This window comes from Flexithrix dorotheae DSM 6795, assembly GCF_000379765.1.
In the GTDB taxonomy this organism is placed as follows: domain Bacteria; phylum Bacteroidota; class Bacteroidia; order Cytophagales; family Flammeovirgaceae; genus Flexithrix; species Flexithrix dorotheae.
Genome location: NZ_KB903431.1, coordinates 181,392 through 195,020, shown reverse-complemented (window position 1 = coordinate 195,020; position 13,629 = coordinate 181,392). Strand labels below are relative to the sequence as shown.

The 13,629-nt window shown below is 37.5% G+C and carries 6 protein-coding genes; all 6 read left to right on the top strand.

The window, feature by feature from the left end; genetic code table 11:
• Positions 1–118 precede the first annotated feature (118 nt).
• The 6 genes from A3EM_RS0104665 (at position 119) to A3EM_RS0104640 (ending at position 13,450) form a co-directional block, all read left to right on the top strand.
• Complete coding sequence (locus tag A3EM_RS0104665; protein ID WP_020527013.1) at positions 119–4,213, top strand: hybrid sensor histidine kinase/response regulator transcription factor; 4,095 nt, start codon at positions 119–121, stop codon at positions 4,211–4,213.
• 306 nt (positions 4,214–4,519) lie between these two features.
• On the top strand, positions 4,520–5,878 hold the full coding sequence (locus tag A3EM_RS0104660; protein ID WP_020527012.1) for a Gfo/Idh/MocA family oxidoreductase: 1,359 nt from the start codon (positions 4,520–4,522) through the stop codon (positions 5,876–5,878).
• Positions 5,879–5,968: 90 nt separating this feature from the next.
• A complete protein-coding gene (locus tag A3EM_RS0104655) occupies positions 5,969–6,922 on the top strand; it encodes an NAD-dependent epimerase/dehydratase family protein (protein ID WP_020527011.1) in 954 nt (317 codons plus the stop codon).
• Between the two features lie 65 nt (positions 6,923–6,987).
• Entirely contained in the window at positions 6,988–8,316 is a 1,329-nt protein-coding gene (locus tag A3EM_RS41550; RefSeq protein WP_020527010.1) for a DUF3472 domain-containing protein, read from the top strand.
• A 446-nt stretch (positions 8,317–8,762) separates the two neighbouring features.
• A complete protein-coding gene (locus tag A3EM_RS0104645; RefSeq protein ID WP_020527009.1) occupies positions 8,763–11,777 on the top strand; it encodes a SusC/RagA family TonB-linked outer membrane protein in 3,015 nt (1,004 codons plus the stop codon).
• Between the two features lie 20 nt (positions 11,778–11,797).
• A complete protein-coding gene (locus A3EM_RS0104640; RefSeq protein WP_245576485.1) occupies positions 11,798–13,450 on the top strand; it encodes a RagB/SusD family nutrient uptake outer membrane protein in 1,653 nt (550 codons plus the stop codon).
• Positions 13,451–13,629: the final 179 nt, after the last annotated feature.

The window sequence follows — 13,629 nt, the reverse complement described above, 5'->3', positions numbered from 1 at the left end:
AATGTGTAATAACCACCTTACCTTTTTCACTCATTAGTGATCGTTTTTGTTGGCAACCAAACTTATTTATAAAAGCAACCAAACCACTCAACATTAAACAATTTAGGGCTGGTAGTTTATGAAAAGACTTTACCTATTCATCTGTCTGTTTTTAATTATTTCTTATAATGGAGATTGTCAGGAAAACTATGAATTCATACATTTTTCCCAAAATAAAGGCTTACCAGAAACAAGGATAAATGCGCTTATTCAAGATAGTAAGGGTTTTATCTGGGTGGGTACAGATATTGGAATAAACCGCTACGATGGGTACTCCTTCAAACAAATAGATTTCGCAAATCAAAAACCAATTTATAATGCGGTAAAAAGCATAAAAACAATTTTTGAAGACAGTAAAGGAAGGATTTGGATGGGTGGAAAATCCTGTGGCCTTTACCAGTATGATTATAATACCGGAATATTTTCCAGGTTTTTGGAAAGTGATTCGGTAGGGCTTCTAAGCAATACCATCAATTGCATTACTGAAGACCAAAACCAGAACATCTGGATAGGAACAACCAGAAGAGGCTTATTCCGGTTTGATGAAGAATCAAAAAGCTTTGTAGCTTATCCTGTTATTTTAGAAAAAGGTGTTTTCTCTCAGGATATTCTTGCCCTGTTGGCCGGTGATCCTAACCGACTGTGGGTAGGAACTGAAAATGCGCTTTATTATTTAGATCTTACCAATGAAACCTTTCATGAGGAATTTAATCACATCACCCATCCTGAAAATGTTTTGGGAGGGATAGTAGATATTGAACAAAGTGATGAGAATTATTTATGGCTGGGTACCGGCCGGGGTGGACTTGTGAAATATTACCCTCAAACCAAACAATCAACGCTTTTCACATATCAGACCGGCAATACACATAGCCTCGGTTCCAATGTAATTCTTCAGCTATTTATAGATAGTTCCCAAAACCTTTGGGTGGGAACTGACGGTGGAGGGCTTAATAAACTAAAAAAAGACGAATCCGGATTTGAAACTATTTTGCATCACAAATATTTCCCTTCTTCCATTAGCAGTAATTCTGTGATTAGTATAATGGAGGATGCACAGGGTAACCTTTGGTTTGGAAATAACTTTGGTGGTATAAATTTTTTGCAAAAGAAAAACCCTGAGATCGTATACCATTATGGTTCTACAGATCAGTTTCCCACCCGTGTGTTATCGATCCTGGTTGATCGGAAGGGAGATACCTGGATTGGTACTGATGGCAGCGGACTAAATTTTTTCTCCCATGCCGGACAGGAATCTAAACATTACTCCAGAAATGAAAAAGACCCTAATAGCATTTCCGGTAATTATATCCAACATTTGTTGGAAGATACCAGGGGAAATATCTGGATAGCTACTTATAATAATGGCCTGTCTATTCTCAAAAATGATAGAAAAACTTTTATTTCAGCCCATGAAGAAATGCTGAAACAGGGCTATGATATTGGCAGTGATATCAGAAATATTTTGCTGGATTCCCAGGGAAAGATATGGATAGGCTCTGATCACGGCCTGTTTGTGGTAGATGAAAACCTCCACCTCATTGAAAGTTTCAATTATTCCAATTCCCAACTGGATTGTGAGATTATTGTAGAAATTTTTGAAGATAAAGATCAAAATATTTGGTTAGGAAGCATTGGTGGAGGACTTTTTCTTTATGAGGGAAATGGGAATTTCAAAAACTACAGAAAAGAAACAAATAACCCATCAGGCATTTGCAGCAATCGAATTTGTACGATCAATCAGGCTCCAAATGGAGATTTGTGGATTGGAAGTTATAACAATGGCCTCAGCATTCTAAATCCAAAAACCCAATCTTTTTCTTATCTGGGTATGGAAGAAGGCTTACCAAGTTATGATATCAAATCAATTTTGTTTGAGGAGGCCGGAAACGCCTGGATCAGTACCAACAATGGGCTGGCCAGGTATAATTCCGAAACTAAAATAGTGGACATTATCAATAAGTCTTCAGGTTTGCAGGGTGTGAATTTTATCAAAAGGGCAAGTTTCAAGGATGATTTGGGAAGGCTTTATTTTGGAGGGGTACATGGGTACAATATTTTTTCTCCGGAAAACCTGAAACTAGATAAAGAAGCTCCCAAACTTATTTTTTCCAGCTTTAAAATACTGAACCAGACCGTTGAAATTGGCAAAGGGAAACCTTTGGAACAATCCATTGAAATTGCTGAAAATATTAATCTGGAATATGATCAGTCATCTTTTACTTTTGAGTATACAAGCCTTGATGATCTTCCAAGCCCTTCTTATGATTTTGCCTATAGGCTTTTTCCATTTCAAAAGGAATGGCAATATGTAGGAAAAGAAAGAACAGCCAACTTTACCAACATTCCCCCGGGAAAATATTCCTTTCAGGTTATGGCCTCCGATGGAATAAAAAAATGGACCGCACAAGCACATTCTGTTTCAATTTTTATAGCCAAACCATTTTGGGCAACAAACCTGGCCTATTTGATATACTTTTTAGTTGGAATTACCACTTTGCTTCTCTCCTATCGCTATGTGTTTTTATGGTCAAAACTTAAAAGTAACCTGGCCTTAGAGAAACTTTCAAGAGAAAAAGAGAATGAAATCAATCAGATGAAACTCAATTTCTTCACCAAAATGTCTCATGAGATCAGGACACCTCTTACCCTGATTATGGGCCCCATCGATCAAATCATTGAATCCACCTATGAAAACCCGAAGGTGAATAATTATCTTCAAACCATAAAAAGTAATGCACAACGCCTTGTTGGGCTTACCAATCAATTGCTTGATTTAAGGAAAAAAGAGGCTGGTAAGCTTCAGCTCAAAGCCCGTAAAGGAGACCTTTTGGCATTGCTTGAGGAAATCATTCTTTCATTTAAGGAACTTGCCAGACAACGCGATATCCAACTGGTCTATCAGGTAAGTGAAAAACCTGAAGGGTTATGGTTTGATGATGAGAAAATTGAACATGTGATTTTTAACCTGCTCTCAAATGCATTTAAATTCACTTCTGATGGAGGTTCAATTAAAATATCAGTAAGGGTAAAGGAAAAAGAAGGGGCTACAGATTGGGTGGAAATTTCCATTAAAGATAATGGGATTGGTATCCCTGAAAATGACCTCCCACATATTTTTGATATGTTTTATCAGACAGAATCGGGAATAATAAAAGGAGGATCTGGAATTGGGCTTTCTTTGAGCCACGAATTAATCAATCTCCATCACGGCCAGATCAGGGCATTTTCTGCACAAAGGGAAGGTACAGAATTTATTATTTCATTACCACTGGGTGAAAAACACTTATCCAACGAAGAAAAATTATTTAGCAATCCCAACCCTATCATTAAAGAGCCTAATCTTGGGCCCTATAAATCTTCCAATAGCAAAAAAATCATTCATAAAAAACAAGCCGTCAATGATCATAACTCTTTACTTATAGTGGAAGATAATCCGGAAGTAAGAGATTATTTAAAGCATATTTTTGAGGAAGAATTTGATATTGAAGTTGCGGAAAATGGAGAAACAGGACTTAAACTGGCCAGAAAAATATTACCTGACCTCATTATTAGCGATGTAATGATGCCCATTATGGATGGCATTGAGATGACTTCCATTTTAAAAAATGACATCAGGACAAGCCATATCCCCATGATTTTGCTCACAGCAAGGTCTTCTTCAGTATTCAAAATTGAAGGATTGGAAACAGGAGCTGAGGATTATATTACCAAACCTTTTGAAGAAGAAGTATTAAAACTTAAGGTAAAAAATCTTTTAGGCAATAGTAAAAGGGCCATGAAATTTTTCAGAAGAGAAGTACTCTCCACCCCACAGCCAGTACCACAAAATGCCCCTGATGAAAAATTTATCAAGGATTTAGTGGCTTCTATTGAGAAATATATGGACGATCCCAATTTTAAGGTTGAAAGATTAGCCAAAGATTTAAGTATGAGTCACTCAGTTTTATATAGAAAATGTCTTGCCCTTACAGGAAAACCAGTGAGTGACTTCATTAGAATTGTGAGGCTAAAGAAAGCCACATTATTGCTCAAAGAGGGTTCCTTAAGCGTTGCAGAGGTCGCTTATCAGATAGGGTTTAACGATGCAAAGTATTTTAGCAAGTGTTTCAAAAAGCAGTTTGGCAAATCTCCATCGGCCTATTTACAAGAATTAAAAAACCACACCAACTAATTTGGGAATCCTTTATCCAATTTTTTCAATTTCACTCTCCGAATAGACGAAATTTTACCCCCAATTAGACGGATTTTTACCCTCAATTTTCAGAGATAAACCTCATTTTCGTGGCAGATAGATGATTTCTATGCTTAAAAATGATAATGACCTGATTCTACCTTTTAAGCAATGGAATTAGTGAAAATACAACCGTACTTTTAAGATAAAAATTTAAGCTATACCAATAGAACAAAAGATATACTTTAAGATAATTGGAAATATAAAACCTTAAAAATATTTACTTCAACCATTATAATTAATGAAATGAAAAATAACATTACTAGAAGAAATTTTGTAAAAAATACTGCGGCAGCAGGACTAGTGGCCTCCCTTGGAGCCCCAAATATTTTATTTGGAAAAGATGACAGAAAAGTCAGACTGGGTTTTATTGGGACAGGTATGAGGGGTAGAAACCATGTTTCTTTGGCTGCTATCAGAGATGATGTGACCATTACCGCCATTTGCGATATCGATCCTGAAAGTATTGAGAAAGCAAAGGAGATCATCAAAAAAGCTGGTAAAAAAGAGCCTGCGGTATATGGTAAAGACGAGTGGGATTTTAAGAACATGCTGAACAGGGATGATATTGATGGCGTAATTATCGCCACTCCCTGGTTATGGCACACCAAAATGGCTGTAGCTACCATGAAAGCTGGAAAATATGCTGGCGTAGAAGTTTCAGCTGCCAATACGCTTAGTGAATGCTGGGATTTGGTCAATACTTATGAGGAAACTGGTATGCCTTGTATGATTCTGGAAAATGTGTGTTATCGCCCAGATGTGATGGCGGTATTGAATATGGTGCGAAAAGGCATGTTTGGAGAGTTGATTCATACAGAATGTGGGTACCAGCACGATTTAAGAGGCGTAAAATTTAATGATGGGAAATCGGCATATGGAAAAGGAGTAGAATTTGGGGAGAAAGGATATTCAGAAGCTAAATGGAGAACTTTACACTCAGTAAACAGAAATGGGGATATTTACCCTACTCATGGGATTGGTCCTGTGGCGGAATATTTAAATATCAACAGAGGCAATCGATTTATTTCTTTAACTTCCACTGCAACAAAAGCCAGAGGATTGCATAATTACATTGTGGAAAATGGAGGAGAAAACCACCCAAATGCTAAAGTTAAATTCAAATTGGGGGATGTCATTACCACAGTGATCAAAACGGCTAATGGGGAATCAATCATTGTCTCTCACGATACAAACCTACCCCGGCCATATTCCTTAGGATTCAGGGTACAGGGAACAAAAGGAATCTGGATGGATGTCAACAAATCCCTTCATATTGAGGGAGTTAGCCCAGCGCATCATTGGGAAAGCACGGACAAATATTTTGAAGAAAACAAGCATGATTTATGGAAAAACCATGGTCATAAAGCGGAAGGAGCCGGACATGGCGGTATGGACTGGTTTGTGGTACATGCATTTGTAGAATCTATCAAAAGAAAAGCTCCAACTCCAATGGATACTTACGATGCTGCTGCCTGGAGTGCGATCACCCCATTATCAGAAAAGTCAATTGCCGATGGCAGTAATTCAGTGGATTTTCCAGATTTCACCCGTGGTCAATGGATGGTGAACAAACCAATTTTTGCCCTGAATGGTGAATATTAACAAAGAGATATAGTTTACCAGCTATGATTTGTTTGCATAAATACGTAAAACCTTAACCAATAAACAAACTTCATCACTATCCCATACAATATGGAAAAAATCCTTATTACCGGTGCTAATGGTCAGCTTGGAACTGAGCTGACCATTTCTTTGTGTAAAAAATATGGTGTTGAAAATATAATAGCCTCTGATATCAATCTGCCAAAATCAACACTTCCCTGCCAGTTCATCAAATTAGATGTGGCACAGAAAGCTGATTTGGAAAGGGTGATTGCCAATGCCCAAATCACACAGGTTTTCCATTTGGCCGCACTGCTTTCTGCAAAAGGTGAAAGCGATCCACAATTCACATGGGACCTGAACATGTCCAGTTTGATTACCATTTTGGAAGCTGCTAGAAAATACCAAATCAATAAAATCTTCTGGCCCAGCTCCATTGCAGTTTTTGGCAGAACCACTCCAAAAGAAAATACACCTCAACATACAGTAACTGAGCCAGATACCATGTACGGAATCACTAAACTGGCTGGGGAAAGGTTATGTGAATATTATTTCAAAAAATATGGAATTGATGTGAGGAGCTTAAGATATCCCGGGCTTATCAGCAATAAAACCTTGCCTGGCGGTGGGACTACAGATTACGCAGTGGATATTTTTTATCAGGCTATTGAAACAGGCACTTACAATTGTTTTTTAAATAGGGAGACTTTTTTGCCCATGATGTACATGCCAGATGCAATTAAAGCCACTATTGATTTAATGGATGCGCCAAAGGAAAATATAAAAATCAGGTCTTCCTATAATATTGGTGCGGTGAGTTTTTCTCCAGAAGACCTGGCAAAAGTCATTCAAAAATCCATTCCGGATTTTACCATAACCTATTCCCCGGATTTTAGACAGCAAATAGCCGATTCCTGGCCGTCAAATATTGATGACTCAGCCGCTAAAAAAGATTGGGGATGGCAGCCTAATTTCGATCTGGATAAACTTTCCAGTGATATGTTGAAAAATTTAAAAGAAAAATTGAGTAATAGTATTTTTTGAGATTGGTAAAAACCAATCAACCTATTCAATTATTCTAAAAGTGATTGAACAAATTTATATATCCAATGCAAAAAGAAATCTACTTCTTTTTACTAATTTTATTTACAACCAGTTCCTGTGGAAAAATAGGGAACTTATTCTTTTTTGAAGAAGTCCCAGCATCCAACTCCAGGCCTACAATATACCAAACATCTGTACCAGCCTTTACCGCTTATATCTCTCCAATGGAATCTCCATCGGTTTCAATAAGCGAAACAGACGGAATTATAAATTGGAAAGAAAAATCCCCCGAAATTAAAATATATGTCAAATTCAATCAAACAGGCACTATAAACCTGGACCTCTTATCCAGACTACCTCATTCCGAATCTGCAAGGCTTCATATTACTTTAGCCGGGGAAAGTAAAGTTATTAACTTTAACAAATCAGCTGATTATCAACAGCAAAAGATTGGAGAGTTTTCTATTCCTAAACCTGGGTACTATGAAATTACCCTGAAAGGAATTGATAAAAATGGCAGGCAATTTCCTGACATTAAATCTTTCGTACTTTCCGGTGAAATTGCCAGAGAGGCCCTCTTTAATTCCAAACCCCGAAAAAATGCAGCTTCAGTCCACTTGAGATATCCAATTGAAAATGGGCAGGAAATAGAATGGTTTTATAATGAAATTCGTGTTCCTAAAGGCATGGACCCTGTCAATTCCTATTTTATGAGTTGTGGATTTCATCGAGGGTATTTTGGTATGCAGGTGATTAGCCCCACAGAAAGAAAAATAATCTTTTCGGTATGGGATAGTGGAAATGAAACCATTGATACAAGCCAGGTGAAAGATGAAGATAAAGTAAAACTTCTAGCCAAAGGCAAAAATGTATTTGAGGAGAAATTTGCCATAGAAGGAACTGGTAACCATTGCCTTATGGAATATGACTGGAGTACTGAAATCACATATAAGTTCCTAATACATGCTGAGCCAAAAGGCACTTCCACAATTCATACTGCATATTTCCTGGGCCCGGAAACTGGCCAGTGGCAACTTGTAGCCAAATTTAAAACCCCTAAGGATGGGAAATATCTCAATAATTTATACGCCTTTGTAGAAAACTTTGAAGGGGAGAATGGGGAGCTGGAAAGAAAGGCTACTTTTAGTAACCCGTGGGTAAGGACTTCCAAAGGAGATTGGATAGAGTTAACTAAAAGTTATTTTTCCCATGATGAAACAGGAAAAAAGGAAAGACAGGATTATGGAGGTGGCGTGAAAAATGGAGAGTTCTTTTTATTTAATGGAGGTTTCAAAACACAAACCGCAATTTATGGAGATGAATTTAACAGGCAGGGAGGTACAGGTCAACATCCCAACCTGACAGAATTGCCAAAAATTCCCCAATCCCTTTAAAGTTTACCCGGACAAGATTGGAAAAATTAAGGTACCTTTGCCTTAATATTACCAAACTGAGTAAGTAGATCACTTTAAATATTCCAAATGCTCATTTTATTATTCTCCCTTATCCTATTTCCTTTAAGGTTCATAAAAAACCGAAAATTAGTCTAATCATGTTAAGGTAAAGCTGAATTCACAGCAATTTAGCCTCCTCCTTAAAAAGTAAATTTCACCTTAATAGGACTCTAATATTTTATTTACAATAAATTAATACGGATTTTTTTTGAAAAAACCTGCTTTTATAGCCTATCTGCGAGATAGGCAGGTTTTTAGCCGAAATTTTACCCCTATCTTGACTGATTTTTCACCCTATCTTTTACGATTAATATCAAAATTTAAACATTCATCCTCAGAAAAGGGTAGCAAAAAATTATTTTTTTTCACATTTAAATCTAATCTAAATGACTAAATTATTACTAGGTAAGACCCTCCTTCTTACCGGACTAATTTTACTGATGGGCCAAATAGCCTGGTCGCAGGATATGATTGCCAAAAGGTCTAGCCTACCAGAAGCAACCACCAACAAAGTAACACCGGTACAATCCCTCATTAAAGGAACAGTCACTTCCAAAGCAGATGGAGACCCTTTACCAGGGGTTAGCATTGTTATAAAAGGTACGGTTCAGGGGACCACTACAGACCTTGACGGGAAATATTCTCTCTCTGCACCAGAGGATGCCACTTTACAATTTAGCTACATTGGTTTTGAAGTTTATGAAGCTCAGGTATTAAATCAATCCGTTATTGATGTGGCTATGGTGCCTGATTTGGAAGAACTGGAAGAAGTAATTATAGTAGGTTATACTTCTCAGAAAAAATCTGAAGTAACCGCTTCTGTGGCCACCATCGATGCAGATGAGCTTACAGATGTAACTTCCCCCAATGTGTCAAACCTATTACAAGGAAAGGCAGCAGGTGTTCAGGTTATTCAGGGTTCCGGTCAGCCCGGGTCAAGCCCTTCCATAAGAATCAGGGGTATCACTTCAATGAACGGTAGTGTTAGTCCGCTTTGGGTAGTAGATGGGGTAATTGTTCATGGTGTGCCCAATATCAACCCTAATGAAATTGCCTCTATTTCTGTATTGAAAGATGCTTCAGCCACAGCCTTATATGGTTCAAGAGGAGCAAATGGGGTAATCGTAGTGACAAGCAAACAGGCAGAAGAAGGCAAAAGCTCTTTAACCATTTCTTCGAGAATAGGATCTGCTAATTTTAATAACGGGAATTTTAAAGTGATGAATTCTCAGCAATTGTATGATTATTATTTACAATTTGGCAATCAGGACAATATTCCAGACTGGTTTTCTGAAGATGTATTGGCCAATGATTTTGACTGGTTCGCCAATGGAACACAAACTGGTCTTACCCAGGATCATTCACTGGCATTTACCGCAGGCACCGATAAATCAAAAACCTATATTTCTCTAGGTTATTATGATGAAAAAGGTACTGTAAAAGGTTATGATTATAACAGGTTAAGCTTTAGGTTAAACCATGATTATCAGGTAAATGACAAATTGGTATTAAAACCAAAAGTGAATGTAAACTACACCAAGAATTACAACCAGCAACACTCACTGTATTCCATGTATACCTATTTGCCATGGGACAATCCCTATACCGCTGATGGAGAAGTAATCAACCCCAAAGCAAGTGGTGTGGATTGGTATGGTAGAGATGAAAGCAATTATTTATATGATCTGCAATGGAACTACAGCAAGGGACAATCCTATAACATGTTTTCAAACTTTGATTTTGAATATGAGATATTGCCAAACCTGAGGTTCATTTCCACAAATGGGGTAACCTTGTATTATAGTGATGGAATGTCTTATACTGATCCAAAATCTATTTCAGGTGAAGCCAACAACGGTCAATTATATAAATCATTTGCTAAAAGGATCACCACCTTTACCAACCAAATGGTAAAATATTCCAAAGTATTTGGAAGCCATAGTCTGAATGCATTGGTTGCCTATGAATATAATGACTACAAATATGAAAGTACCGGTGCTACTGGCTACGGAATAGTTTCAGGTACTGAAATCCTGGATAATACTGCTACTCCAGGAAATGTATCGGGAACTACTAACGATTATGCGCTACAATCTCTGCTATTCAATTTTGAATATGCTTTTGATGACCGTTATTTAGCCCAGTTTTCAATCCGAAGGGATGGTGCATCAAATTTTGGAAAAAACAACCAATATGGAACATTTTACTCAGCAAGTGCCGGATGGAATATCCATAATGAAAGCTTTTTCGATGTAGATCAAATCGATCAGTTGAAGCTGAGGGCAAGTTATGGAGCAGTAGGTAACAGGCCAAGTTCACTATATCCGCAATACGACCTTTATAGTTTAAGCACTACTTATGATGGATTTCCAGCAACTACCCCTTCTCAATTAGGAAATGATGATTTGGCCTGGGAAAAATCCTACCAGACTAACATTGGTTTGGATACCAGGATTTTCAACAAAGTAGGTTTAACACTTGAATACTATAATAAAAACACTTCAGACCTGCTTTACTATGTGAGTTTACCATCTACCAGTGGATATTCAGGCTATTGGGAAAACATAGGTGGGGTTCAAAACAAAGGATTCGAAGCTTTAGTATCTTATGATATTTTTACCGGAGATCAAAATACATTTTCCTGGACCGTAAGTGGGAATATAGGTGTCAACAAAAATGAAGTGACCGAACTTTTTGAAGGACAAGATATTGACAGAGGTGTGAAAGTTTCACAAGTTGGGGAAGACTTCAATTCCTGGTTTATGCGAAAATGGTTAGGTGTTGATCCGGAAACCGGAGACCCTTTGTGGGAAGTAGTTGATGAGACAACAGGTGAAACATCTGTTACCACTGATTACAATGCGGCTACCAAACAAATTGTTGGAACTGCATCCCCAGATTTCTACGGTGGATTTTCTTCAAGTATGTCTTATAAAGGGATATCACTGAGTGCAAATTTTGCCTTCACAAAAGGTGGGAAAATTTATAATTCAAGCAGAGAACTTTACGACTCTGATGGAGCCTATCCAACTTACAACCAACAGGAGCTTGCTGATGGATGGAGCAGATGGCAGGAGCCTGGTGATGTGGCTACACACCCAAGAGCTTTATTCGGAGGTAACAATTTATCCAATAAAACTTCTTCCAGATATTTAGAAGATGGAAGCTATTTAAGACTCAGGAACGTAAGGCTTGGTTATGCTTTCCCACAAAATCTGATAGGAAATGCCGGAATAAGAAACCTTGAGCTATATGTGTCTGGAGATAATTTATTGACTTTCACGGGTTATTCCGGAATGGACCCTGAGGTAGGTGTGAACTCTAGTTACGGACAAGGCTATTCCAGTTCTCTTTACCCTGTTGCTAAGCGATTATCACTTGGTTTAAACCTTACTTTCTAATTTAAAAAATCAGAATAAAAATGATGAATAAATATATTTTTTCCATTCTACTGGCAACTTTATTAATTGCCTGTGATATAGAGCGATTTCCTTATGACTCCATTGCCTCCGAAGAATTATTCGGTGGAGAAGGTGGATTAGAATCAGCGACTCTTGGTAATTATGCCCTATTAAAAGGAGATGCTGATGGCAACGGGTTTGCCCCTCAATTGCATCGTCTTTCAGAGTACCCTGGAGACAATGTTTCGTTAAGTGGAACGACAACTGATCCTTTGTTTTATTCCTATAACTACCAAAATATTACCACCAGTGGAAGAGCTAATAATTTTTGGTCAGCAGGTTATAAGGCGGTTGTTGGATGCAACAAAGTAATTGAACTGGCCACCGAAGGGGAAACTATTGAAATGGACCACTTAATTGGTGAAAATTACTACTTAAGGGCTTTAATATATTTTCAGCTGGTGAATGTTTTTGGCCGGCCCTATTCTCAGGGAACATCAAACCTGGGTGTACCCCTTAAAACTTCTGCGGAAATTGATGATCTTCCCGATAGAAATACCGTAGGTGAAGTATACGATCAGGTGGTACAGGATTTATTAAAAGCAGAATCCTTAATGACCCTTACAAAAAGCAATTCATATGCTACCAAGGAGGCTGCTCAGGCATTGTTATCAAGGGTTTATTTATACATGGAAGACAACCAGAAAGCCATTGAATATGCTGACAAGGTAATTTCATCAGGCAATTATTCACTGGTTTCTACTAATCTCCTGCCCGGTTATTTCAATATGAACCCAGATGATAACTCTGAAACTATTTTCTGTTTTAAATATCTGGAAGAATCAGATTATAACCATGGATGGTATACTGTGGGAAGCTTATACGCCAATATCCAGGGAGCTGGCTGGGGTGAAATGTATGCTTCAAACTCCTATTTATCATTAATTGATCAAAACCCTGAGGATGTAAGAAGAAGCTTTATTGACCCACAATATTTAACCGATAATGATGGAAATAAGATTCCTGTAGTTTACTGGATTGATGACACTTTTAAATACCAGTTCAGACTAACTTTTGAAGAAAGCGGTAAGACCTATTTTACAGATGGAGATACCAATTATGAGGTACTTTCAGAAGAAGTTGGTGATTTGACTAAGTATTATTACCTGAATGATTCCAATGAAAAAATCGCCCTTGTGAAAGACTTTGACATGGATAAGAGAAATGGATATCCTAAATTTTATATCCTCAAAGCTTCTCAACAGGAAGATGTACCTCATTTATGGTCGCCAGTAGTTTCAAGATTAGCAGAATTGTATCTCAATAAAGCTGAAGCTTTTGCTAAATTAGGCAATACTGCCTCTGCTTTGGAAAATATTAATATTATTAGAGAAAGAGCAGGTATTCCTGCATACAATTCTGCTGCGGAATTCCCGGAAGGCAAAGAGTTACTGGATGTGGTTTTGGATGAAAGAAGATTAGAACTTGCCTATGAAGGCCACAGAAAATTTGATGTTTTTAGAAATAACAAAGTGATGGACAGACATTATCCTGGTACTCACCTGAATGGCAACAATCCTTATTTTGAAGTTGAACCAACTGATAATAGGGTAATTGAATACATTCCGGAAAGCCAGATCAATGCGCAACCAACACTAATTCAGAATGATTAAAAAGGATAAGTCCCAGAGTTTTTACTTTGGGACTTTCACTTTTGATTACACAACATTGTACCTATTCTTTAACCCTACTCACCAAAATCTCAAAAGCTAATCTTGAGGGTAACAGCACCTGAAAATATTTTTAACTTCTTCATCGACATAAAAGATAACTTACTGATAATGAATGAATA

Excerpts from the sequence above, each read along its gene's own strand:
- A3EM_RS0104655 (WP_020527011.1), top strand. The coding sequence starts at position 5,969 with ATGGAAAAAATCCTTATTACCGGTGCTAATGGTCAGCTTGGAACTGAG.
- A3EM_RS41550 (WP_020527010.1), top strand. The coding sequence starts at position 6,988 with ATGCAAAAAGAAATCTACTTCTTTTTACTAATTTTATTTACAACCAGT.
- A3EM_RS0104665 (WP_020527013.1), top strand. The coding sequence starts at position 119 with ATGAAAAGACTTTACCTATTCATCTGTCTGTTTTTAATTATTTCTTAT.
- A3EM_RS0104660 (WP_020527012.1), top strand. The coding sequence starts at position 4,520 with ATGAAAAATAACATTACTAGAAGAAATTTTGTAAAAAATACTGCGGCA.
- A3EM_RS0104640 (WP_245576485.1), top strand. The coding sequence starts at position 11,798 with ATGATGAATAAATATATTTTTTCCATTCTACTGGCAACTTTATTAATT.
- A3EM_RS0104645 (WP_020527009.1), top strand. The coding sequence starts at position 8,763 with ATGACTAAATTATTACTAGGTAAGACCCTCCTTCTTACCGGACTAATT.